Raw genomic sequence first — 23,073 nt, forward strand, 5'->3', positions numbered from 1 at the left:
CTCTTTCTTTTTCGGGACGTCGGAACGGGAGCGCATCATGAAGGGCAGTTTCTTTAAAAAGCTTGTTATCATTTTTCTAGTTTTTGTCGGTATCGGAGCTCTACTAAAAATGAGCATGGATTCTTTCGGCGAATCCGAAAAGAAAGTCCTTTCCCAAAATTCCATTCTTCACCTTGAAATGAACGGTGTGATTCTGAATGGGAAAAAGTTCCTTAAAAATCTTAAGAAATATAAAGACGACGACAAAGTAAAAGCGATCTTGATCTCTATCAATTCACCGGGTGGATCTGTCGGTCCTTCTCAAGAAATCTTTGCTGAGATCAAACGCGCGCGTGAAGAACTTAAAAAACCCGTCATCTGTGTGACAACGGGTGTGATGGCCAGTGGCGCTTATTACTCTGCCGTAGCCTGTGACAAAATCGTGGTGGCTCCAGGGGCTTTGATTGGTTCCATCGGCGTGATCATGGAGTTTGCGAACATCGAAAAGCTTTACGACTGGGCGAAGATTTCTCGTTACTCTATCACTTCGGGAAAGTTTAAAGACTCCGGTGCAGAGTACAGAGCTATGCGTGAAGACGAAAGAGCTCTTTTCCAAAGCATGATTGATGAAGTCTATGGTCAGTTCAAAGCGACGGTGGCTAAAGAGCGCAATCTAAAAGAAGAGGTTGTCAGCGAATATGCGGATGGTCGGGTGTTCACCGGTGCCACTGCGGTGAAAATGGGTTTTGCCGATCAAGTAGGTTTCTTTGAAGACGCCGTTAAATTGGCGGCGGAAACAGCGAAGCTAGGTGATGACTTTGATGTTTTCGAAATTCCTAAAAAACGTATGAGCATTTTTGATCTTGGTGGCGGTGACTCTGAAGACGACTTAAACAGTCTTTCTGAATACACCGATCTTCTTAAAGGAAAATCCTTCGGCCCAGATATGGAAGGCGCAATGAAATACATCTTGCGCGCGAAATATTTGAATCAACCGTTGTTATTGATGCCTGGTTACTGGGAGTAATCGGTGGCAAAAAAGGCAAAAAAGAAAGCATCGGCAAAAACCAAGGTCGGCAAGAAGACCGCAAAGGCAGCGACCGGTAAAATGCAAATCGGTAAGGACGTTTGGCCTTTAGAGCGCGACGTTCTTTTCCGTCCTGATCGCATGAAGTACGTGCGTAAGCTGATCAAACCGGAAGGTTGTGTTTTCTGTAAAGCCGCAAAAGACGATCCCTCTTTTGACACTCTTTGTGTTTATCAAACCGAGCATTCCATGGTGGTGCTTAACAAATTCCCCTACAACAGTGGGCATCTTTTGGTTTTGCCTCGCCGTCATTGCGGGGATCTTCTGCAATTGTCAGAAGCAGAGTTTCGCGATTTGCAAGACACCATTCGTTTGGCCATGAAAGCGCTGAACGATGCTTACGAACCGGGTGGAATAAACTTGGGTTTGAATCACGGGGCTGTGGCCGGTGCGGGAATTCCTGAACATCTTCATTATCATTTGATCCCGCGTTGGGCCGGGGATCTTAATTTCTTTCCGCTCATCGCAGAGACCAAAGTCTTGGTTGAAAGTCTGGAGCAGACCTACGATAAGCTTTCGGGTATTTTAAGAAAATATGAATAGAGGCGTGACCTTTCAAACAGCTCCCTTAACTCCTGCAGTGAAGTGGTTGCTGATCATCAATGTGGCTATCTGGTTTGTTTTCCAAGTGATTATGGAAGGCTTCTTGCGCGTTCCGTTCACTTCTTTGTTCGGTCTTTTCCCGGGCAAGGTTCTGTTTGAATTCCAGATCTGGCAATTAGGTACTTATATGTTCCTGCACTCTTTGCAGGTGACGCACATCCTTTTCAATATGCTGATGCTTTGGTTCTTCGGTGCCGAGCTTGAGCAACGCTGGGGCACGAAGTTCTTCCTGATTTATTATTTCACTTCGGGCATCGGGGCCGCGATTCTTTATTGCTTGGGTATCTGGATCTACGCTTTGGCGACGGGTTCTCAAACGGGCTTGATTGTGCCGGTTGTGGGGGCTTCGGGTGCGGTCTTTGGGCTCTTGTTGGCTCAAGGGATTATCTTTGGTGAGCGCATTGTTTACTTCTTTATGCTCTTTCCGATGAAGACTCGCTACTTCGTGGCCTTGATGGGTCTTGTTCAGTTAGCCTCCATGATGACTTCAAGTGTCAGCGGGGGAGAGGTCGCTTACCTAGCGCATTTAGGTGGTTTGGTTTCGGGTTATCTATGCCTTAAATTCAAGGGCTGGTTTGACCGTAACGAGTGGAAAAAGAAGTCCAAAGCCAAGGGCCGCAACCTGCGCCTGGTGGTGGATAACGAAAAGAACGATAAGCCGCCCAAATATTGGAATTAACGGGAAAAAGGTACCTGGTACCATTTTCCGAGGCTGGACTCGTCGATTGAAGTGCGCTATAAAAGGTTTTCGCACAAAAAGGGGTACGCAATGTCATTGGCTCAAGCTAATAAAAATTTGAAGTTCGACAAACGATTGACTGAAAGAAACTTGAACGTTGGTGAGATGTCGAAAGAAGAATTGCAAAAGCACCTAGAGTCTCTTCCTGATCTTGCACACAACGTAGAGAAATTCACAATCGACGGTAAGAACACATCGTCTTCTGACGAATCTCACTAAGATCTTTTTAAAGACTTAGAACTCAAAAAGCCTCGCTAAATGCGGGGCTTTTTAATTTTAAGGGGCCGTCATATTCAAAGCGACAGCGATTTTGTTTCGTAAGATTTCTTTTTCAGCCGGCGTGGGTTCTTCGCCCCATTTCTTGATGAATTCGGCTTCAGCACTTTTGTAAGCTTGATCGAATTGTTCACGCTTGATTTGAGTCACGGCGTTTTCTGCCTGTCGACCTATTTCCTGAATTTGTTGAATCGTCTGATCGACGTGACGATTGTGATAGTCTTGTATCTGCTCGTAGCCATTATGCGCGTTGAGCGCGAAAAGGACGCCGAAGATCACGCGGCCGTAAACCTTCTTAAAAGTATTGTAGGCGTCGATGTGACTTTGCGCGCGTAAAGCGACGCGGGCCTCTTCGGCATGAGTCTTAAAACCATCGCGGATGATTTTATACATCAGTTCAGGCGGCACTTCCGCATTCTTCATTGAGGGCAGGGCCAAGGGAATACGCAGCCATTCGAAAACGCGATGTTGAAGCAAAGTCCAAAGTTTATCTAAGCTTTTGCGGGCGATACCGACGTCACGCGGGTCGCGAACTTCAAGCCAGGTCTTTAATAAGCCCTCTTGCAAAAGTTTTTCTTTGATCAGCATGACGGTGGATTCTTCTAAGCGCTGATCTTTGTTTTGACGAATCCAACGATCGACGACATCTTTTTTTCCGAAAAGGACAGTGCCCAGTTCGATCGCATATCTTTCCAAAGCTTTGTCTGAAGCAAAGTTTTGCAGATCCGTATTGTTAACGAGTTTGCGCAATTTGCGACGACGAAGCCACGAGAAATCTTTTCCGATTTCTTCAACGGAGTGAGAGCCTTTTGTCAGAAAGTTATTATTAGCGAAGTCGACCTGTTGAATGACTTCTAAGACGGTAGGAAGAAATACAGACTCGCAACGAGGAGCTGCCTGGGCCAGGTTGCCCCAGCTCAGGCCAAGAAAAATCACCACGCTTAAGAAGCGAGTTATCAAAGACATTCTTGACTACTCCAAGTTGACAGCCGCAGCCATCAAAGAAAGACGAGTCGCTTTGATTTCAGCGATTACTTTTTCTGCTTCTGAATCTGAAAGACCGCCAAGAACCTGACCCAAGTTACCGGCGCTCATCACAAGAGGTCCGACTAAAAGAGCTTTTGATTCTCTTTGAGTCATACCGTAAACCGTGATCGCCACACCGGAAGCTTGCGCGATTTGGGAAATCAATTTGTTTTGAGAAATAGAATCTTCACTGTTCGTGTATTCATTCAATGACTGACGAACCGTTGTTAAAGAAGAGTTGAGCTGTTTAAGAACTGCTGAAGTTTGTTTGTCGGCAACAGTGATCGCAGATTGTACTTGAGTCTCTGCAAGTTTTAGCTGTTCTTCTAAAGCTTTAGTATCTACGTCTGTTTTGCGCGCTTGACCGATCACACCCAATCCTGCGGAAGATAAAGAGATCACTGCCGACAAGGCTCCCGTTAAGTACCCATTCAAAGCCTGACCGCCAGTTCCTTTTTTTATAGTCAAAGCCGCAATAGCTGAAAGGCCTAAGCCCACAGCAGCGCCGGCGATGGCCGTGCCATTAGCAAAAGTGCCGCGCGATTCACGTTTTTCAATCGCCGCTTGCGCTTCGCCTAAAGCTTTATCCAAGCTTTGGATTTCCGCTTTCAAAGCTCTTACATTTTCTTGAGCGATACGGATTTGTTCATCACCAATACCTGCCGTGCGATCTTGCGCCATAGCCGCGCTTTGCAGGCCGATAATACCAGCAACAGTTAACGAAATAATTTTAGATGACATGGGGTCTCTCCTTTTGGGTTCCTAAGGAGCAAGGGGTGTACCGAATTAAATGAGATATATTTGAATTCGTTGTCTCAGGCTGAGACAGCATCTAGGTTTGAAACAAAGAGCGGCAAGGGGATTTTAAAAGTTAGACAGGCTTACGATATGAAATAGCAAGATGAGACCTTTATTAAAGAGGAATGCCTGTCGGAGAGATCCGCTGGATTTGGCGAGTGAAGAGATCGCTGATAAAAAGATTCCCATGCGAATCAGCGCCGATCCCCCAGGGATAATAGAATTTTCCGGGTACCCAGCCTTTTCCACCTAGCTTGCTCTGTAAGACACCTGCATTGGAATACACTTCGATAAAGCTGCCCACGAGTTCCGTTATATAAATCTTTCCAGACTTATCAACATAGATGTGGGGGGTGTTAGTGGGTACGCTGAAATTGCGGAGATAGTTTCCGCTTGAGTCAAAAACAAAAACTTTACTCACTCCAATATCAATGACGTACGCCGTGCCGGCTTCATCGACATAAAGCCCTTGTGGTTGCGTAAGAACAGGCGAACCGGAGTTCCCAAATTGGCCGAGGTAAGTACCTGCTGAGCTGAATTTTTGAATGCGGGAGTTCGCTTGATCCGCGACATAAATAACATCATTCTTATCGACAAAAATAGCCATCGGAAGATTGAGCTGACCGTCGCCGGATCCAAGAGATCCGATGCTGGTCAAATAAGTTCCATCAGCAGAATATTTATTAATCTTATTGCCACCGGAATCCACACCGTAAATATGGCCTTCGCTATCGGTCGCGACACCATCACACTTCGTGAATTGTCCGGGACCAGTACCCAAAGAGCCGATGTTTATGATGTGATTTCCGAGCTTGTCGAATTTTACAATTCGTTGGTCCTTCGTTCCATCGTAAGAATCAGCAACGAAGATATTATCATCTTTATCAATCCACAAAGACGTCGGCGCCGTGAAAAATTTTTCGGCGTCGCTATAGTTGGTAAGAGTTTCTTGCCAAGCACCTGTCGCATCTAGGACTTCCAAGCGATACTCCATCATATCGATGAGATCTACGACATAGATTTTTCCATCGGGAGCAAGGGTGATATTCATGGGTGAATCAAACGCCGCGTGTCCCGGTGCCACGCCCAGCCACGTCGTTTGGTAGGCTCCAGTGGAATCGAATTTAAGAATTCCCTGTATGGAGTCGGGCACGAAGATATCTCCTGAGGTGCTGATGCGAATGCGCATGGCCGATTGGAACTGCCCAGGTCCCGTGCCATGACTGCCAAATTTAGAAACGAAATTGCCCGAAGAATCAAACTTCTGAATTCGGTGATTCAAGTGGTCGACGACATAGACATTGAGATTTTGGTCAACGTCCACCGAATAAGGCTGATTCATTTGACCATCTCCTGCACCTTGCCCTAATCCAATGGAACGTAAGTGTGTGCCGTCGTTTGCATAGACTTGAATGCGATGATTCCAAGTGTCAGCGACGTAGACGGTGCCATTTTTGTCTAAGACAAAGTCGAGTGCACCACTAAATTGTGTCGGGCCTGTTCCCTGTGAGCCGATTTTGCGAATCAATGTTCCTGAAGGACTAAAAATGCGGATAGAGGGATTTGCATCCATAACCCAGATGTTATCTGACGAATCCACGTGCACGCGGCGGGCTCCCGAAATTTGGCTGTCATTCATAGTGCCCAGGGGACCGAACTTCAGTGTGCGTTTTCCAGTACCCATATCGAATTTTTGAATTCCGGCTTCGATGTTGTTGTAAGTGCCGACGACAAGCTCGCCACTAGAAGTAAATCCGATATCTAAAGGTTGACCGAAATTAAATTTCTCTTTTTGAATGGGAAAAATTCCTGCCGGTACATAAGGTGGAAGTTCAGACCCGCTATCAAGTTGGGCCATGATAGAAGAACGCAATGTCACATCGAGTGAACATCCACCTAAAAGAGCGGCCATGAAGAAAAGAGCAATAAAACTTCCAATGACGTGCATGAGTCTCCTGAAAAGCGTTCATATTTCTTTTCGGAGTCTTTTTTTCCACCTAAAATTTACCGTTGGTTTTGGGTATGTCTCATTGTGAAACCATTTGTTTGATCGCATAAACCAAGACAAGTGTTGCGCAGTGTTGTGCTCGTAGCTTTCAGTTATGACAAACCTGAGCGAAATCATATTCACGGATTCTGTTTTGTGCGACATTCAAAGTGAAGGAAGTGCACCTATGACTCAGTTTGTCTCTGCAGAAGAAGCCCTTAAAGTCGTGAAATCCAACGACAATGTTTTTATTCACACGGCGGCGGCGACCCCGCAACAATTAGTAAAGCAGCTGACTTTAAGAGCGTCCGAGCTTCAAGGAGTGAAGGTGTACTCCATCCACACCGAAGGGGATTGTTCTTATGCAGATCCTCAACACGAAAAAAGTTTTCAGATACATAGCTTTTTTAATGGTGGCAACCTCAGAAAGACAAGAGGGAATATCAATCCTTCGTTTGTGCCGATTTTTTTAAGTGAAATACCCTCTTTGTTTTATAACCAGATCGTGCCGCTCGATGTGGCTCTGATTCAGGTGTCACCGCCAGATCAGCATGGCATGTGCAGTTTGGGGCCTTCGGTGGATGTTTCCATCGCCGCGGTTCGTTCTGCAAAGACAGTGATTGCGCAAGTGAACCCGAAAATGCCACGAACCTTTGGGGATGCGCAGTTTGAATTTTCTAAAGTTCACTTCGCCGTAGAAGTGGAAGAAGAGCTTTATATCAAGAAACCGGTCGAGCCGACTTCCACAGAATTGCAAATCGGCAGAAACGTCGCCGGATTGATTGAGGACGGTGCCACCCTTCAGATGGGTATTGGTGCGATTCCAGACGCCACCTTGAGGGCTTTAACGGGTCATAAAGATCTAGGCGTGCACACGGAAATGTTTTCCGATGGTTTAGTGGATTTGTATAAGACAGGAGCAGTCACTAATAAATTTAAATCGCGCCTGCGTGAAAAGATCGTAAGTAGTTTTGCGCTGGGTTCGCGGAAGACCTACGACTTTATTGATAACAATCCCATGGTGGTTATGATGGACGCGACTTACACCAATGACACCCATATTATTCGTCAGAATCCGAAAGTCATCGCGATCAACAGTGCTATCGAAGTGGATCTCACTGGACAGGTGTGCGCGGATTCAATTGGTTCACGAATTTATTCAGGGATTGGCGGGCAGATGGACTTTATGCGAGGCGCCGCACTTTCGCCGGGCGGAAAGCCGATCATTGCGCTGCCATCGAAAACAGCGAAAGGACAAAGTAAGATTTCCGTCTTTCTAAAAGAAGGGGCGGGAGTTACCACGACGCGAGCTCATGTTCACTACATCGTCACTGAATACGGTGTCGCTTATTTGCACGGAAAAACATTGAAGGAACGAGTGAAAGCTTTGATCGCAATTGCCGCCCCCGAGTTTCGCGAAACTTTGGAAATTCAGGGACGAAAAGTTTTGGGATTCAATTAATTACTGCTGAACTTGGTTGGCTTGCGCCGTCATCGAGTTGTCGCGAGCAATCGCTGCAGCCACTTTTTCTTGGCTGAACGGAGCCCACTCTTCACGAATGATTTTGTAAGAGTCGCCAGATTTCAACGCGTAAATAGTTTTTACGCCGTAATCGACGTGCTTGTCAGATTCATAGCGCTGCAAAGTTTTCACTAACAACTGATCGTTGTGCTGAACGATGTAAGGTTGTGAAAGGTGAACTTTGATGTATTCATACTTCGACTTCAAGTTGGCTTTATGGTTTTTCCAAGTGTTGAAGTTAAAACCCGGAGCTTTAAAATCTTGATCATAAAAGCTCATGTATTTTTCAATGTCCTGGTTCTCCCAAGACTTGCGCCACTCTTCCACGAATGCGCTCAACTCCGTACGACGTTTTTCGTGTTCACTTTTTGGAAGGTAGTTGACGTGATCAAAAATCAAGATAGGTGTTTCGCGAAGTTTAACATAGTCGGCAAGTTTCTTGATAACGTCATTGCGAACCACCACGCAACCGCGAGAACCGCGAGTTAAAGGAACTGAATCGGGGATAGCATGAAGCCAAATGCCAGATCCCGTTTTCTTTTGTCGTTGGTCAAAAAGATTTGGATAGTTCGTGGTGAAAGCCAAGCCGCCGTAAAGACTGAAAGGGATTTGCGGCTGAGTCAAACGCTGCTCAAGAAAGTAAATGCCTTCGGGAGTTTTGTGATCATCGCGTTTGGTTTTATTGCCACCCATTTTTCCGATGTCCGCAGGGAACTCTTCAACCTTTTTGATTTCAGCGCCGTTACGCTCGAAGACTGAAAGCTTGCGCTTTTCTTTGTCGACAAGAAATACATAGCGTGAAAATGCCTCTGTCTCTGAAATTTGCAGCAAAGAAGCTGGGAAAAGATCCGCCTCGTTTTGAGAAGACGGCGCGACAGATTGGCCCGCCATCACTGGCAGACTGAAAAAAGATAATGCGCATCCCGCGAGAAAAAGTCTCATAGTTCCATTATGAGTGAACTAGACGTGTTCTTGTCAAGTGTAGGTCCACATATGTCCAAAGCTTAGACGTTTTCCCTGAAATTTTCTTACAAGAATTAGGGTCTTGCTCGTTAAGACCTTGGCCTGTTTCACCGATAAACCAAATGTAATTATTCATGAGGGTTTTAAATGGCAGAAGCACAAGCACAAGCTGCGGCTCCTAAGAAGAATGTCGGCAAACTACTACAGATAGTGTTTGCAGTAGTGAATCTGGGAGTGATGGGTGGAGGCGCCTACATGGTATACGCCTCGACTATGGGATGGGAAAGTCCTTCTATTTCAGAAGAACAAGCTGAGCGGGAATTGGCTTCCATCCATGATTCTGGCGATACAACTCCGCTTGTGTACACGATGGATAAATTTACTGTGAATTTGGGTGGTGAACCCAAACGCACGATTCGTTTAGAAGTGAATTTGCAAATGCTGGGTAAAGAAGGCTTCGAAGAAGTTATGGAGCCGGAAAACCGCGCCAAGGCCCGTGACCGCATTGTTCGCTTATTGAATGATAACAGCTTCAATGACCTGGATAGCATTCAAGGGAAGTTGTTTTTGAAAGACAAAATCGCCGGCGAAGTGAATGGCATTCTTCATCGCGGTGTTGTTAAAGACGTTTTCTTTTCTGATTTCGTTGTGCAATAAAGCACAGCTTTCTTTCGCCGGGCTCGTCGCCCGGAACAAAGTCTAATTAGTCCTGAAAGATCGTTGAATTCAAAGCCCTCCAGTTTCAAACTAGGGCTTATTGTACATTCAACGAAAGAAGCAACTATGACACGTTTTACGATCTTGCTTTTGGGACTTCTTATGTCCGCCTCTGCCTTTGCCGTGGATCCCATTCCGAATCCAAAACCAGAAATCAAAGAACCGCTAGGCACCATCAAGGGATGGGCGACACAGAATGATCTTAAGATCTCTTTGCCTGTCACAAAATTTGTTTTGGAAAACGGACTGACGGTTTTGCTTCTTGAGGATCATGCGGTGCCGATGGTCAGCTATCACACGTGGTATCGTGTGGGCTCTCGCGATGAGTATCCAGGTGTCACGGGCGCGGCGCACATGCTTGAACACATGATGTTTAAGGGTGCTAAGAAGTACGATGGCAAATCTTTCGATCGTATTTTCCACGAAAACGGCATCACCAACAATGCCTTCACCACAAATGATTATACAGGTTTTTACGAAAATCTTCCCAGCTCGAAATTAGAGTTGGTGATGGATATGGAAGTGGACCGTATGAGTTCATTGCTTATCAGCCCTGACGATTTGAAAAGCGAAAAAGAAGTCGTTGCGGAAGAGCGCCGTTGGAGAGTCGACAATAATCCGATGGGTCTTCTTCGCGAATTGATGATGGGCACACTTTTCAAAGTCCATCCTTATAAGTGGCCGGTGATTGGATATATGAAAGACATCGCGGCCTACGATTCTGATAAGCTGCGCTTTTTCTATAACACATACTATGTCCCGAACAACGCGGTTCTGGTTATCGTGGGTGATTTCAAAACTTCTAAAGTAAAAAGCTTGATTGAAAAATATTATGGCAAGCTTCCCATGCGCCCACTTCCAGAGACCAAGAAAGTGGAAGAGCCGCCACAAAAAGTTCAGCAGAATGCGACTTTAAGAAAGGACGTACAGAACAGTTCTTTCGTGGTCGCTTATCGCAGCCCTCGTCAAGGCGAGGCGGATATGTATGCCTTGGATTTGGCAGCAAATATTTTGGGTTATGGAACTTCCAGCCGCCTTCATAAAAGATTGGTTTATCAAAAGCAAATCGCTACATCGGCTTACGCATACAATTATGCGATGAAGGATGCCGGGATTATGGGATTTGGCGTCAGCTTGAAACCGGGCCAGGGAACGCAAGAAGCTTTGGATATCGTCTATAACGAAATTTGGAAACTGAGAAATCAAAAAGTTTCTGACAAAGAACTTGAGAAAGCAAAAACCCAAGTTATGAAAGACCTTGTTGACGGTCTGAAAACTATGGACGGGAAAGCCCGTTCATTGGCTGTGAACGAAATCGTGACGGGATCCTATGAAAGTCTTTTCACGGATCTTGAGAAATACCAAGCCGTGACTGCAGACGATATTCAAAAAGCCGCAGAAAAATACACGCAGCAAACTCAGCGTTCGATCATCACTTTAGAACCTAAGGCGAAAAAGGAATAAGTATGAAAAGACTTTCACTCGTAATCACTCTTCCTCTTATTTGTTCCGCGATGGTGGCTTGCTCCAGCTCTTCTAAAAAGGACGCGGCAAAACCAGGTCAAGGTTATGTGCAAAAAGGCAGTGGCTCTTTCAAGCTACAACCATATAAAGAAGTGGTTTTGGAAAACGGCCTTAAAATTATTTATATTCGTGATACCTCTTTACCACGTGTGAGCTTCACGCTTTTGATGAAGACCGGCAATGTCCAAGAGCCTGCAGGTAAAGCCGGGCTTAATGCCTTGACGTCTTACATGTTAGAGCAAGGCACTCAATCTCGTGATGCACTAAAAATCGCTGATGAGTTCGGTCAACTTGGAGCGAGCGTTGATATTTCTCCTGGTTATGATGTCACGACACTTTACTCGGACTCTTTGATCACAGGTTCTGGCACTTTGTTAGATCTCTTTGCCGACGTCACGATGAATCCCGCTTTTAAAGACGCTGAGATCAGTCGTATTCGTTCGCAAATGCTCGCAAATTTGCAGAAGAAGGTAGACAATCCGTCAGCCTACGCAGACGACAAAATGGATCAATTCCTTTATGGCAATCATCCTTACTCGCGCGACGTGAATGGAACGCCTGAGGCTCTTCGCAGCATTACGAAGCAAGACATTATCAAGCATTATTTGACATTCTTCCGTCCTAACAACGCTTCGTTAGCGGTGGTTGGAAGCTTTAACGATGAGTTTGAAAAAACAGTTCAGGATGTATTCTCGAAGTGGACGAAAAGAACCATTCCTGCGGTTACTACCGAAGCTCCTCCAGCTATTGATGCTTTGAAAGTTAAACTGATCGTGAAGAAGGGCTTGCAGCAAACGCAGATCCGCGTGGCTCAATTAGGCATTGCCCGCAAAAACGAGGACTACCTTCGTTTGCGCTTGGGAAATGAAGCCTTGGGGGGAAGTTTCGCCAGCCGCTTGAATCAAAAAGTGCGTGATGATTTAGGTCTGACATATTCCATTTATTCCTTCTTTGACGTGCGTAAAGATCGTGGAAGCTTCGAAGTTTCTACTTTCACTAAGAATGAAACAGCCGGAAAAACTTTGGAAGAGACTTTGAAAGTAGTGACGGATTATGTGACTGCGGGGGCGCAAGATCCCGAGGTCGCGGCAGCTCGCAGCCAGCTGGTAGGTCAGTTCCCAAGAGCGATCGAAACCGCAGACCGCTTGGCCTACAATCTTCTTTCGTTGGACTTTTATGGAATCCCGGTCGATTACCTGACGGACTTTAATAAAAACGTCGGTAAAATCAACGCGAAGGATGCCAACGCCTCAATTCAAAGAGCCCTAAATCCGAACAACTTCAAAGTTCTGGTATACGGGGATGAAAAAATCATCTCTCAATTCGAAAAATACAAACCAGAAATCGAAAGAGTAAAATAACCAAAAAGGTGCCAGGGGACTTTTCCTAACCCTGGCGCATCTAATGCGGGCCAGTTGGAAAAAGTTCGCTGGCACCTTTTCAAAAAAAAAGAGCGCTCTTGGCGCTCTTTTTTTATTTCTGAATTTCTTTTTTTTATTTATCTTTTCTTCTTTTTCTTCTTAGCGCGAAGATAGATCAAAGCTCCGAGGGCTGCTAGAAGAAGTGCTCCGCCTAGAAGCATCGCTTTGTTGCTGCCTTTTCCTTCCGTGCCGTCGCCTTGAATCATATCTGCTGGCATTGCAGAGCTGATCGGCGCGCCCAGTGTTTCAGAGCCCGGGCGGATAGGACCAAGGTCGGGTTTCGCCAAAAGATTTTTTGAAGCGATCACACGCAGACTCATTACGGCTTTAAAAAAGTCTTGGCTGTACTTTGTGTAGTACTGTTTGTGGGCGCTGAACGTCACAAGAATCGCGATCTTATCTTTGATTGTCGCTAGATAACGAGTGAAGTAGTTTGGAACTTCTGAACCCAAGTGAAGAGAGTCGATCCACGTTTGATCGTTGATCTGCACGCTTTTCGCCTTATAAACGATTTTAGACTCCGCCGTACCGCCGCCACGAAGATTCACCGCAATCGGAGTGTTTAAGTGCGACTCATACAACGCGAAAGTGTCCGTAGGGCCGACTTCTTTAGCGGTCAAAATGATAATGGCTTCTTTAGATTCTTTCGTCTGTTCGCTACGGCAGACCCATTCGGTTTGCTCTAAGTTACATTTCCAAGTCTCTGGCATTTCAAATGCGATGTAAGCATTACGAAAGACTTTTGCATGGGCGCTAAAACTGAGTAGAATAACGGCGAGTGATGTGAACAAGCTATACTTCATGCTGACCTCGAGTTGGTTATGTTTGCAGTATAATAACAAAATTCCTTCGGATCAAAGCGCAAAGGAGAAAAATCCTGTGAAGAACCTTTATCAGCTAACCACTTTCGTCACGGTTATCAGTGAAGGAAGTATGACTGCAGCGGCAGACAAGCTGTATCTGACTCAACCAGCGGTGTCGCAACAGATCCGAAATCTAGAGGAAGATCTAGGAGTGGAACTGCTTGTTCGCGGTGTTCGCCAAATCAAGGCCACGCCTCAGGGCGAAGTTCTTTATGAATACGCAAAGAAGATCATCAATCTGACTCAACAGGCCGAAATTGCAATTAAGTCCATCGGTGCCCACATGAAAGGGCAATTGCGCATTGGAACTTTGAATTCTTTGGGTCTGCATCTGATGAGCCCGATCGTGGGCCGTTTGATGCGTCACAATCCTGACCTGATGTTGAAGGTGGACTACGACCGTGGTGAAGAGCTTATTAAAAGTTATAAGAAAGGTCTGTACGACATCCTGATTCTGCCCGACGTGAAAACGGAATTTAGTTCCGAGCTTGAAAACAGCGAGCAAAAGTTTGTGGCCAAAGAAGAAATGTGGCTAGTGGGTTCAAGCAAAGATGAAAAAATGCCCCAACAAATTAGCTTTAAAGACATTGGCGCGTTTCCGTTAGTGAATTTCACCGAAGAGTTTCCCGGATTCAACAACACCGTGAATTCTAAAATGCAGAATGCGGGCCTCAACCTTTCATCTATTTTTGAATCGGCCAACGTTGGAACTTTAAAGCGCGTGATCGAAGCGGGTTTAGGTTGGGGATTTTTGCCGGCGCACTCCATTAAAAAACAAGTGCGCTCGGGGCGCTTAAATCGCGTTTACGTGAAAGACCTTCATTACGAAATTGATCTGATGTTCTATTATAAGAAGAATTCAGAGAATAAGGCTTTGGTCGAGGTCTTCTATCAAACAATGTCACAACAAGAAAAAGGCTAGCATTCGGCTGGCCTTCCGTCTCAAAACAGTTATGGGATCTTAATCTTTACAGCTTTTTTTCCGATATCAATTCTGATCTTTCGGGATTTTTGGAAAAGAAGGAATGTAAATGAAGAAGCACTATTCGATTCGTCTTAAGCTCGCTGTACCTATCATCCTCATTGCTTTGTTCGTTTTAGGAACTATGACGTTCTTAATGGCGAAGAACGGGCATGAAACGGCGAAGTTAGCTGCAACAGAAAAAACTGTCGAGACAGCTCACGCCTATGCAACTGAAATGCGACTTGAGGTGGAAAGAGGTTTGGATGTGGCTCGCACCATGGCTCACTTCTTTGAATCGTATAAGAAGAACGGACATGTTCAACGTGAACCGGTGACTTTTTCTTTAAAAGAAGTTCTAGAGAAAAACAAATTTCTTATTGGTGCGTGGACCGGGTGGGAACCTAATGCCTGGGATGGTCGCGACTCTGAGTTCGTAAACTCCAAAGGTCACGATGCCACGGGACGTTTTATTCCATATTTAAATTGGGAAGGTGGCAAAGCCAGCTTAACTCCCCTTATCGGTTATGCGAATGCGGGTGAAGGTGACTACTATCTTGTGCCCAAACAACGTCTTAAAGAAACTATGGTTGAGCCCTACTTGTATCCTATTGATGGAGTGCAAGTGTTGATGACTTCGGCCGTGGTACCGATTGTTCTTGATGGTAAGTTTGTAGGCGTATCGGGTGTGGACCTTCCGTTAAAAGAGCTGCAAAAGAAAACAGCTACCATCAAACCGTTTGAAACTTCCGAGGCTTATTTGGTGACGGCAAAGGGAAACTATGTGTCTCATCCCGATGATAAACTGATCACAAAGCCTGTGGTTTATCCTTTTGAAGAGGCCAAATTCAAAGAGGCCATTCAACAGGGTAAGGAACTCGTTTTAACGGGAATAGATGCTAAAGACAATCAAGAATATCTTTACGTCGTCACTCCCATGAGCATTGGATACACGGAAGAGCCTTGGGCTTTGATCGTAAGAACTCCGACTAAAACAGTGTTAGCGTCGGCGAACTCCATGGTATGGACACAGGTGCTTATCGCTTTAACTGGATTGTTGTTCTTGTTGGCGGCGGTGGTTTTGATCGCCCAATATATTTCTAAAACAGTCAGTGATCTTTCTTCGAAACTTCAGAACTCCGGTGATCAAGTTTCAAGTGCTATTGGTCAGCTTTCGATTGCCGGTCAATCATTGTCTCAATCTTCCAGTGAGTCAGCAGCATCGTTAGAAGAAACGGTTGCCGCTTTGGAAGAGATGACGTCGATGGTGAAAATGAACTCCGACAACGCGAAGCAAGCCGCTTCGCTGTCTTCTGCATCTTCTGAGTTCGCCGTGCAGGGGGAAAAAGAGATGGGAGAGTTGCTAGTCTCTATGAAAGAGATCTCAGAGTCTTCAAAACAAATTGAAGAGATTATCAATGTGATCGACGATATCGCGTTCCAAACAAATCTTCTGGCACTCAATGCTTCTGTGGAAGCGGCACGTGCCGGTGAACATGGAAAAGGTTTTGCAGTCGTAGCGGAAGCCGTTCGTTCTTTGGCACAAAGATCAGCTTCAGCGGCGAAAGATATCACAGGTCTTATCAAAGAATCTGTGGATAAAATCGAACGCGGCACCGTGAAGTCAGCAAAATCCGGCGAGATGCTTAAGAACATCGTTCAGTCCGTAAAAAAGGTTTCCGACTTGAACAACGAAATTTCTGCAGCAAGTGAAGAGCAGTCAACGGGCATTGCGCAAATCAGCAAAGCCATGAATCAGTTGGATCAATCGGTTCAATCCAATGCCGCTTCATCAGAAGAGATCGCAGGGACAGCTGACGAGATCAATTCTCAAGCGCAAATTATGAAGGCTGTGGTTGATGAGCTGAAGCTTGTGGTTTACGGATCAAGTGAACCCACCGCGACAGTCCATACATTGCAACCGACAGAAGAAAAGACGCACGTAAAAGCGGCCTAATCTGCGACACGATTAATAAATTGCAAGGAAGAGCTATAAGCTCTTCCTTTTTTTTTATTCTCCATCATGAGCCCTCACCATGCTACCTATCGTCCTTTGGGTAGCGGATCTCGTGGACGCGCTCTTTTTTGCAGAAATGTGAGTCCGATAAGAATTCAGATTTCAAATCTGGAGTGACACAAATGAAGACGTGGATGGTTCTTTGTCTTTGTTCGATTCTTAGCGGATGTTCTTTGGAAGCTCAAATCGATGACCTCGGTTTGAACAAAGACTCTGTCGTGCAGGCCAAGAAACGCATTCATCCAGACTTCATTTCGGCGGAAGTCGTTTCACTTTCCTCGGGTTACCGAGTGACGGCGACTTTTGGTGAAATCACTGAAAACAAAGTGACTAGTAATGGTTGGAAAGTGCGTGGAGTTTTCTATGAATAGATTGAGCTTGTCCGTACTTGTTATGCTTTTGTTTGTTGGCTCGTACGTGAATGCACAAAATAAAGGAATTAGTTTTCAGGGTGTTTTTCAAGACCCCAACGGCGATTTTCCAACGGCTTCGGGGCTGACGGTGCGCTTGCAAATTTTAGATCCCGTCGCAGACTGTGTTCTAAGAGAAGAGGTGCACTCGGCGGTGGACGTTACAAATGGTTACATGAATCTTGTCATTGGCTCTAGCAGCGCCTTGGTTCCTGCGGCAAGCAATCCATCGCCCATTCCGAGTTTTCAAAAAGTCATGGATAATTCAGCGCCGCTGATCGGTTTTAATTGTAGCTACGTACCTCAAGCTCATCATGAACGCAAAATTCGAATCATCACCAATATGCCTCGTTTAGCGGGAGGCTTTGACGCCGTGACCGCTGATTTTAATATGCGCGCGGTGGCCTTCGCGATGAATTCTGAGATGCTGAATGGAAAGAAAGAAGAAGATTTTCTGCAAGTGAACCCGGCCCTGGGAGCGACTCAAAATCATCTTGAGCAACTATTGAACCGGTATTCTCAATTAGATGCTATTTTGAATGGAAACTACGTTGGTAATGCCGCAACGGCGACAACGGCGTTGACGGCAAATTCCGCAACCACCGCCACTTCTGCGACCACTGCCGCGACGGCCGCTACAGCCAATGCCCTCAGAGGATTCAATGTAGCCACGACAACGCCAACGGCTGGGCAGGTCTTAACTTGGAATGCGGGTTCCTCTTCGTGGGAACCTTCTACCTCCACAGGACTGGTGTCCTCTGTCGCCGGCAGAACTGGAGATGTGACTTTATCAGCTAGTGATGTCTCTGGACTGGATACTTTTGTGGATGGCCGGGTGACTTTGCAAAAAGGAGTGGCTAGCGGACTTGCACCTTTGAATTCTTCAAGCAAAGTTTCGTCTTCATTTTTAGGAACGGGTACCGCGGACGCTTCGACATACTTGCGAGGCGACGGAACATGGTCGACGATCTCCTCTTCTGATGCGACGAAACTTCCGCTAGCAGGCGGGACCATGACGGGTGATATCACGATGGCCTCTGGCGCGGATTTATTGGTGGGAGGAAATTCCCTTCAGAATGTCGGATATCTGACGATGAACCCTTCAAGGTCTCTGCATCTTTCAAACAACGCAACAGATCCTGCGGGCCTGACTTTAAGTGATGCGGGGAAGATGTGGTATGACTCTTCGAACAATGTCATTAAATTTTGGGACGGAAGTGCCATTCGTACCTTGGGTGTTGCAGGTGCGGGCTTGCAATCTTTAAATGGACTTAATTCTCCGACTCAAACTTTCGGTGTGGTGAATACAGGTTCCGACTTTGCTATTAGTTCAACTGGAAGCACACATTCTTTTCAACTTCCGACAGCCTCAGCCACGGCGCGTGGAGCTTTGAGTTCTTCAGACTGGTCGGCATTTAGTAGCAAACTGGGTCCATCGACATCTTTTTCAGGGGATGTCTCTGGAACTTATAACAACTTGACTCTTGCGACCGTTCCAATTTCCAAAGGAGGAACAGGTCAAACAATCAAAGCAAATGCATTTAATGCTCTGAGCCCGCTGACAACAAAAGGGGATTTGGTTGTTCACAACGGGGCGAACAATGTTCGACTTCCTGCGGGTTCTAATATGACTTATCTGCGCGCCAATAGCGCTGTCGCCGAAGGTGTTGAATGGACCAGCTCCATTTCTGCGTCGGAAATTTCTTCCCTTGTGAGCACGGGAATCGTGCAAAGAAATGGCGCGGGAAATTATAGCACGGTGACCGTGAATGCTCCTTTGTCTTACGCGGGAGGAGTCTTGGCGGTCGCAACCGGCACCAGTTCGACGACGGTCGCAGCAGGAAATGATTCCCGTATTGTTGGTGCTCTTCAAAAATCCGGTGACACCATGACAGGTGATCTTACGATGGACTCGGGTGCTGATCTAATGCTCGGTGGAAATTCCATTCAGAATGTAGGATATGTTACGATGAATCCTTCTCGGTCTTTGCATCTTTCAAATAACTCAACGGATCCGACGGGACTGATACTAAGTGATGCAGGAAAGATGTGGTATGACTCTACCAACAACGTCATCAAATTTTGGGACGGCGGTGCGATTCGGACTTTAGGTGTCGTGGGCAGTGGTCTTAGTACATCCACTTCCTTCGCCGGCGATGTTTCCGGGACTTATAACAACTTAGTCCTAGCAACGGTGCCGATATCTAAGGGTGGAACGGGACAGACGACCAAAACAAATTCCTTCAATGCGCTTAGCCCACTGACGACAAAGGGAGATTTAGTTATTCACAACGGAACGAACAGTGTTCGACTTCCCGCGGGCGCTAATATGACTTATTTGCGCGCAAATAGTGCCGCCGCAGAGGGGGTTGAGTGGGCAAGCTCAATCTCTGCTTCGGAAATATCTTCTCTTGCAAGTACGGGCATCGTGCAAAGAAACGGGGCAGGGAACTACAGTACGGTGACGGTCAATGCACCTTTAAGTTATACGGGAGGCATTTTAGGCGTCACGACGGGAACAAGTTCAACCACGGTGGCTGCCGGAAATGATTCCCGCATCGTAGGAGCTCTTCAAAAATCAGGCGACACTTTGACTGGAACTTTAAACGCGCTAGATGTTAATATCGCCAATACTAGATATCTGAAACTTCCAGAAAGCAGCGATGGAAGTGTCGCGGGCCAGCTTTGGTACAATGCGGGAGATATAAAATATTTCGACGGCACGACGACAAAAACTTTGAAAGTCGTAGGAACCACCCCTGTAGATCAGGGAGGCACTGGAGTCACGTCTTTGAACTCAGGAAGTCTGTTGCTAGGAAATGGGATCAATCCCGTAACAACGTTAAATCCTGTGGCGGGGAATATTGTCTACGCGACGGGGACGACGACATGGCTCAGTGGTTCACCAGATACAGCCAACCTTGTTACTAAGTCCTTAAATCAAACAATAACGGGTCTAAAAACTTTTACGACCTTTATGAATACTAAGGATATTCGTTACTTTGATTCTGATTCAAGTCACTACGTCGGACTGAAGGCGCCCAACACTGTCTTAAACAGTTTCACACTTTCTTTGCCGGCAACAGCGGGCTCTTTAGGGCAGGCTCTCACCCATGATGGTGCTGGCGGGCTGACATGGAGCAACCTCCCTGCTTCGTCAGGACCTGCTGGAGGCACAGGTCGTATTCAGTACAATAACGGCGGCAGCTTTGGAGGTACGAATCTGTACACAGATGGATTTAAGATTTCTTTGAATTCGTCAGAAATGAAAGATTATTTTTACGTCGAGGTGCAGCACGGAATGCAATATAATTCGTCTGGCGCTGGCGTTATTCCCCAATATGAAAATAGCTTCTTTCGAGTCAATAATACTTCTCCTTCTGACAACCGGGCGGCGCTCCATACTTTTGGTGTTACCAATACAGCAACAACGTCACAAAATGCTTATTTCGGAGCGGTGTCGACACCAACCGGGCACTCTCCAGCCATCGTGATAGGACAACAAAATGGCAGCTCATCCTATGAAGAACGCTTTCGCATTGATGCTTCCGGCAATGTGGGAATTGGCACGGTCAATCCCACTTATAAACTCGTCGTCAACGGAGATATAAATTTGCTGGGAGGCGCTTCAGCACTGCGATTTGCGGGAACAGGCGTCTGCACCAGCACGGGATGCACAAGCTCGTCCGATCAAAGATTAAAAGAAAAGATTGAACCTCTATCTGATTCTCTTTTCAAGATACTGCAAATTCAGGGCGTACAATATGAATACATCGACAAAGAGAAATTCGGAAGCCGCCGTCATATCGGGGTCCTGGCACAAGACGTGGAAAAGGTTTTCCCCGAGACGGTCGTTACTGATGAAAAAAGTGGTTTAAAGTCTGTGGCGTACGATCATCTTGTCGCGCCTATCATCGAAGCGATTAAATCTTTATACGTTGAACAGGAAGTTCAAAGAAAAGAACTAACCTTGCTGCAAAAGCAAAATATCGATTTGAAAACGGAGAACTCGGCCATCAAGTTGTATTTATGTCAGAAAGATCCCGAGGCTCCATTTTGTAATTAAATTATTTCTTACGTACACAAGTCATGTCTATTTTAGAAAGCTCACGCGCATCGGGATCATTTAGATTCAAGATGCCGGTCATTGTTTTTTCGCGTAAATCATCAATGGTAATCTCTAGGTTGCTGGGCGCATGAAGTGCGTGAAGACCTTGATCTTGGGCCGTGACTTCGACGATGCCTTTGATCGCGACTTTGCCTTGCGCATCGAAGAAGGTGAGGACGACGTCTTCATTCTTTTGTTCAAGATGAAGGCGATATTTTCCCGCCTGACATTGGATTTTCGCTGCCCAACTCAAAGAGGGCAAAAGAAGTAATGTAAATAAAAACCAGCTTTTCATATTTATCTCCTAGTAAAATTTTGAACTGCGAAGATTGTACCGATGCCATTATCGTTTAAAATTCTTAGCATCTCGTTTATCATGTTTAAGGAATTTTCGTCTGACAATCTTGGTTCCTGATGCTCCCTGGTTTTAAAAAATGAAGCAACCTGGACACTCGGGACATTCATTGCATTTTCAAATTACCGGTAATTTTTCAGCCGAATGCTCTTTAATTACTTTCTAGGGAGCAGCATCTCGATTTCTGTCTTTATACAAAAATAAACCTTTGGTAAGGCTCAAAGCATGAACCAAAAGCAGCTTTATCCTGAAGTGGCCTCTTTTCTAAAAATGAAAATCGAAGAGCTTCGCAGTCAGCGCAAGCGACCGCTCAGTCTTCGTGCTTTGAGCGTAAAGTGCGGCATTCCATCGGGAAGATTCACGGATCTTTTGCATGGCCGTCGTCCTTTAAGTGAATTCTATGCAGAGAAGCTTTGCGTAGGATTAAAACTCAATCCTCCTGAACAACAAAAACTTAATTCCTTAGTGACGACGGCGTCCCGTAAAGAAACTCGTCGTACCTTGAACGAAAATGAATTAGCGGTCATGTCGGGGTGGGAGAATTTCGCTATTTTAAGTCTGCTAAAAACGAAAGACATCTTTGTAAAACCAGAACAGATTGCCGAACGATTGGGAATCACGGTCGAGCGCACTCAGCAGTGTCTGGATGTTCTTAAAAGTTTGAATATGATTTTGGATCATGCGGGGTTCTTTGAAAGAACAGCGTCGCATCTGACGACGACGTTTGGTATTCCAAGTGAAGCTATTAAAAACGCCCATGAAGCGGTGTTGATGAAGTCTTCGCAAGTTCTTCGCGCGACCACTCCAGAACAGCGATATTACTCTTCCATCACTTTTCCTTTCGATATGAATAATTTGGGTGAGGCGAAAAAGATGATTGATGAATTTAGAAAAAAATTTTCGCGTCGAATGGAATTAGGAAAACGAAAAGAAGTCTTTAATTTAAGTATTCAATTCTTCCCTTACACGGAATTAAAAGGACCTTCTCATGAATAAGATTCTATTTTTATTTGTCTTATGCGCCTCTGTTTCTGCGATGGCTCTGGGCGGAGACGTCTTAGGCAATGGTGGTGATGCTGTCGTCTGCCCCGCTGAAGGTGGAATAAAAACTGTTGAAGCCCTGGATCTGCATGAGAGTCGCGAGCTTCGCAAGTTCACTTATATTGATGCCGCCAATGCTGCCGAGGCTTTAAGAACGGTGTTTAAAAATCTTGAAGAAAAAGACCCCTCACGCGCTTGCCTGTTTGGAACTTGGATGGAAGAGTTCACGTCTCAGTCAAAATTTGTCTATGGCAAAATTCCTAGAATATTTGATGAAGGTCCCGTTTATGTGCGTCCTCGCTGTTTCGTCTATCAAGCCATTGTCAGGTACGATCAGGTTGATGCCGACGGAAAGAGATACTTTATCAACGGAGATCTTTTTACCAATATGGACGCTCTTAATCAGATTGCTATGGTCCTGCATGAATTGGTCTATCGAGAAGCCAAATTTGCGAAGGGGCCCCTTAAAAACACGACTCGAGTGCGTCGCTATACGGGATATATCTTTTCGACGCGCTTAAAAAGCGATTCTCCCGAGGCGTATCGGCAGTTTTTAGAGGACTCCAACCTTAGTTCTGATGAAGACTATTGCGACGCAAATCACCGTATTTATCAAAAAACACACTAAACAAGCTTTCGGTCAGCTTTGGAATTGACATGATTTCCAGCTGGGAAT

At 45.7% G+C, this 23,073-nt stretch carries 20 protein-coding genes; 14 read left to right on the forward strand and 6 right to left on the reverse strand.

Features of this window, described 5'->3' with window-relative positions:
* The first annotated feature begins 37 nt into the window (after positions 1-37).
* The 4 genes from sppA (at position 38) to AZI85_RS07530 (ending at position 2,627) form a co-directional block, all read left to right on the forward strand.
* Positions 38-1,006 carry a signal peptide peptidase SppA gene (gene sppA / locus AZI85_RS07515; RefSeq protein ID WP_063243504.1) on the forward strand — a complete coding sequence of 323 codons (969 nt, stop codon included), beginning with the start codon at positions 38-40 and terminating at the stop codon, positions 1,004-1,006.
* A 3-nt stretch (positions 1,007-1,009) separates the two neighbouring features.
* Positions 1,010-1,609, forward strand: coding sequence for an HIT family protein (locus AZI85_RS07520; RefSeq protein WP_063243505.1), 600 nt, complete (start codon positions 1,010-1,012; stop codon positions 1,607-1,609).
* A gap of 4 nt (positions 1,610-1,613) precedes the next feature.
* The gene (locus AZI85_RS07525) at positions 1,614-2,348 is read left to right on the forward strand and encodes a rhomboid family intramembrane serine protease (RefSeq protein WP_063243596.1); all 735 of its coding nucleotides are present in this window, start codon (positions 1,614-1,616) and stop codon (positions 2,346-2,348) included.
* A gap of 90 nt (positions 2,349-2,438) precedes the next feature.
* Positions 2,439-2,627, forward strand: coding sequence for a hypothetical protein (locus AZI85_RS07530; protein WP_063208920.1), 189 nt, complete (start codon positions 2,439-2,441; stop codon positions 2,625-2,627).
* 57 nt (positions 2,628-2,684) lie between these two features.
* Here AZI85_RS07530 and AZI85_RS07535 read toward each other — a convergent pair whose 3' ends face one another.
* The 3 genes from AZI85_RS07535 to AZI85_RS07545 all read right to left on the reverse strand — a co-directional run bounded on the left by AZI85_RS07535 (position 2,685) and on the right by AZI85_RS07545 (position 6,456).
* Positions 2,685-3,650 (reverse strand): hypothetical protein, encoded by a 966-nt coding sequence (locus AZI85_RS07535; RefSeq protein ID WP_063243506.1) that lies wholly within the window; start codon positions 3,648-3,650, stop codon positions 2,685-2,687.
* A gap of 6 nt (positions 3,651-3,656) precedes the next feature.
* Entirely contained in the window at positions 3,657-4,451 is a 795-nt protein-coding gene (locus AZI85_RS07540; protein ID WP_063243507.1) for a hypothetical protein, read from the reverse strand.
* A gap of 172 nt (positions 4,452-4,623) precedes the next feature.
* Positions 4,624-6,456 carry an NHL repeat-containing protein gene (locus AZI85_RS07545; RefSeq protein WP_063243508.1) on the reverse strand — a complete coding sequence of 611 codons (1,833 nt, stop codon included), beginning with the start codon at positions 6,454-6,456 and terminating at the stop codon, positions 4,624-4,626.
* Between the two features lie 226 nt (positions 6,457-6,682).
* Between AZI85_RS07545 and AZI85_RS07550 the strand changes: the two genes are divergently transcribed.
* Positions 6,683-7,957 (forward strand): acetyl-CoA hydrolase/transferase family protein, encoded by a 1,275-nt coding sequence (locus AZI85_RS07550; RefSeq protein WP_063243509.1) that lies wholly within the window; start codon positions 6,683-6,685, stop codon positions 7,955-7,957.
* On the opposite strand, the gene AZI85_RS07555 is transcribed toward AZI85_RS07550, so the two are convergent.
* Complete coding sequence (locus AZI85_RS07555; protein WP_063243510.1) at positions 7,958-8,959, reverse strand: L,D-transpeptidase family protein; 1,002 nt, start codon at positions 8,957-8,959, stop codon at positions 7,958-7,960. It abuts the gene before it with no gap.
* A 168-nt stretch (positions 8,960-9,127) separates the two neighbouring features.
* Between AZI85_RS07555 and AZI85_RS07560 the strand changes: the two genes are divergently transcribed.
* The 3 genes from AZI85_RS07560 (at position 9,128) to AZI85_RS07570 (ending at position 12,582) form a co-directional block, all read left to right on the forward strand.
* Positions 9,128-9,637, forward strand: coding sequence for a flagellar basal body-associated FliL family protein (locus AZI85_RS07560; protein ID WP_063243511.1), 510 nt, complete (start codon positions 9,128-9,130; stop codon positions 9,635-9,637).
* A 126-nt stretch (positions 9,638-9,763) separates the two neighbouring features.
* The gene (locus AZI85_RS07565) at positions 9,764-11,161 is read left to right on the forward strand and encodes a M16 family metallopeptidase (protein ID WP_063243512.1); all 1,398 of its coding nucleotides are present in this window, start codon (positions 9,764-9,766) and stop codon (positions 11,159-11,161) included.
* Between the two features lie 2 nt (positions 11,162-11,163).
* Positions 11,164-12,582, forward strand: coding sequence for a M16 family metallopeptidase (locus tag AZI85_RS07570; RefSeq protein ID WP_063243513.1), 1,419 nt, complete (start codon positions 11,164-11,166; stop codon positions 12,580-12,582).
* A gap of 137 nt (positions 12,583-12,719) precedes the next feature.
* Here AZI85_RS07570 and AZI85_RS07575 read toward each other — a convergent pair whose 3' ends face one another.
* A complete protein-coding gene (locus AZI85_RS07575; RefSeq protein ID WP_063243514.1) occupies positions 12,720-13,445 on the reverse strand; it encodes a hypothetical protein in 726 nt (241 codons plus the stop codon).
* Positions 13,446-13,521: 76 nt separating this feature from the next.
* Between AZI85_RS07575 and AZI85_RS07580 the strand changes: the two genes are divergently transcribed.
* The 4 genes from AZI85_RS07580 (at position 13,522) to AZI85_RS07595 (ending at position 20,959) form a co-directional block, all read left to right on the forward strand.
* On the forward strand, positions 13,522-14,427 hold the full coding sequence (locus AZI85_RS07580) for a LysR family transcriptional regulator (protein ID WP_063243597.1): 906 nt from the start codon (positions 13,522-13,524) through the stop codon (positions 14,425-14,427).
* 109 nt (positions 14,428-14,536) lie between these two features.
* Positions 14,537-16,423: a methyl-accepting chemotaxis protein gene (locus tag AZI85_RS07585; RefSeq protein WP_081110950.1), complete on the forward strand. Its 1,887-nt coding sequence runs from the start codon at positions 14,537-14,539 to the stop codon at positions 16,421-16,423.
* A gap of 182 nt (positions 16,424-16,605) precedes the next feature.
* Positions 16,606-16,854 (forward strand): hypothetical protein, encoded by a 249-nt coding sequence (locus AZI85_RS07590; RefSeq protein ID WP_155723961.1) that lies wholly within the window; start codon positions 16,606-16,608, stop codon positions 16,852-16,854.
* Positions 16,847-20,959 carry a tail fiber domain-containing protein gene (locus AZI85_RS07595; RefSeq protein ID WP_063243516.1) on the forward strand — a complete coding sequence of 1,371 codons (4,113 nt, stop codon included), beginning with the start codon at positions 16,847-16,849 and terminating at the stop codon, positions 20,957-20,959. The genes AZI85_RS07590 and AZI85_RS07595 overlap by 8 nt, the downstream gene beginning before the upstream one ends.
* A gap of 1 nt (position 20,960) precedes the next feature.
* On the opposite strand, the gene AZI85_RS07600 is transcribed toward AZI85_RS07595, so the two are convergent.
* Positions 20,961-21,296 (reverse strand): hypothetical protein, encoded by a 336-nt coding sequence (locus AZI85_RS07600; protein WP_063208945.1) that lies wholly within the window; start codon positions 21,294-21,296, stop codon positions 20,961-20,963.
* Between the two features lie 285 nt (positions 21,297-21,581).
* On the opposite strand from AZI85_RS07600, the gene AZI85_RS07605 reads away from it, so the two are divergent.
* Positions 21,582-22,352 carry a DUF4423 domain-containing protein gene (locus AZI85_RS07605; protein WP_063243517.1) on the forward strand — a complete coding sequence of 257 codons (771 nt, stop codon included), beginning with the start codon at positions 21,582-21,584 and terminating at the stop codon, positions 22,350-22,352.
* The gene (locus AZI85_RS07610) at positions 22,345-23,025 is read left to right on the forward strand and encodes a hypothetical protein (RefSeq protein WP_063208949.1); all 681 of its coding nucleotides are present in this window, start codon (positions 22,345-22,347) and stop codon (positions 23,023-23,025) included. Before AZI85_RS07605 ends, AZI85_RS07610 begins: the two co-directional genes overlap by 8 nt.
* Positions 23,026-23,073: the final 48 nt, after the last annotated feature.

It is taken from the genome of Bdellovibrio bacteriovorus (genome assembly GCF_001592755.1).
In the GTDB taxonomy this organism is placed as follows: Bacteria; Bdellovibrionota; Bdellovibrionia; order Bdellovibrionales; family Bdellovibrionaceae; genus Bdellovibrio; species Bdellovibrio bacteriovorus_E.

Coding starts and splice junctions, on each gene's coding strand:
- AZI85_RS07555 (WP_063243510.1), bottom strand. CDS start 8,959: ATGAGACTTTTTCTCGCGGGATGCGCATTATCTTTTTTCAGTCTGCCA.
- AZI85_RS07545 (WP_063243508.1), bottom strand. CDS start 6,456: ATGCACGTCATTGGAAGTTTTATTGCTCTTTTCTTCATGGCCGCTCTT.
- AZI85_RS07585 (WP_081110950.1), top strand. CDS start 14,537: ATGAAGAAGCACTATTCGATTCGTCTTAAGCTCGCTGTACCTATCATC.
- AZI85_RS07570 (WP_063243513.1), top strand. CDS start 11,164: ATGAAAAGACTTTCACTCGTAATCACTCTTCCTCTTATTTGTTCCGCG.
- AZI85_RS07540 (WP_063243507.1), bottom strand. CDS start 4,451: ATGTCATCTAAAATTATTTCGTTAACTGTTGCTGGTATTATCGGCCTG.
- AZI85_RS07560 (WP_063243511.1), top strand. CDS start 9,128: ATGGCAGAAGCACAAGCACAAGCTGCGGCTCCTAAGAAGAATGTCGGC.
- AZI85_RS07590 (WP_155723961.1), top strand. CDS start 16,606: ATGAAGACGTGGATGGTTCTTTGTCTTTGTTCGATTCTTAGCGGATGT.
- AZI85_RS07535 (WP_063243506.1), bottom strand. CDS start 3,650: ATGTCTTTGATAACTCGCTTCTTAAGCGTGGTGATTTTTCTTGGCCTG.
- AZI85_RS07575 (WP_063243514.1), bottom strand. CDS start 13,445: ATGAAGTATAGCTTGTTCACATCACTCGCCGTTATTCTACTCAGTTTT.
- AZI85_RS07600 (WP_063208945.1), bottom strand. CDS start 21,296: ATGAAAAGCTGGTTTTTATTTACATTACTTCTTTTGCCCTCTTTGAGT.
- AZI85_RS07550 (WP_063243509.1), top strand. CDS start 6,683: ATGACTCAGTTTGTCTCTGCAGAAGAAGCCCTTAAAGTCGTGAAATCC.
- AZI85_RS07610 (WP_063208949.1), top strand. CDS start 22,345: ATGAATAAGATTCTATTTTTATTTGTCTTATGCGCCTCTGTTTCTGCG.
- sppA (WP_063243504.1), top strand. CDS start 38: ATGAAGGGCAGTTTCTTTAAAAAGCTTGTTATCATTTTTCTAGTTTTT.
- AZI85_RS07530 (WP_063208920.1), top strand. CDS start 2,439: ATGTCATTGGCTCAAGCTAATAAAAATTTGAAGTTCGACAAACGATTG.
- AZI85_RS07605 (WP_063243517.1), top strand. CDS start 21,582: ATGAACCAAAAGCAGCTTTATCCTGAAGTGGCCTCTTTTCTAAAAATG.
- AZI85_RS07565 (WP_063243512.1), top strand. CDS start 9,764: ATGACACGTTTTACGATCTTGCTTTTGGGACTTCTTATGTCCGCCTCT.
- AZI85_RS07595 (WP_063243516.1), top strand. CDS start 16,847: ATGAATAGATTGAGCTTGTCCGTACTTGTTATGCTTTTGTTTGTTGGC.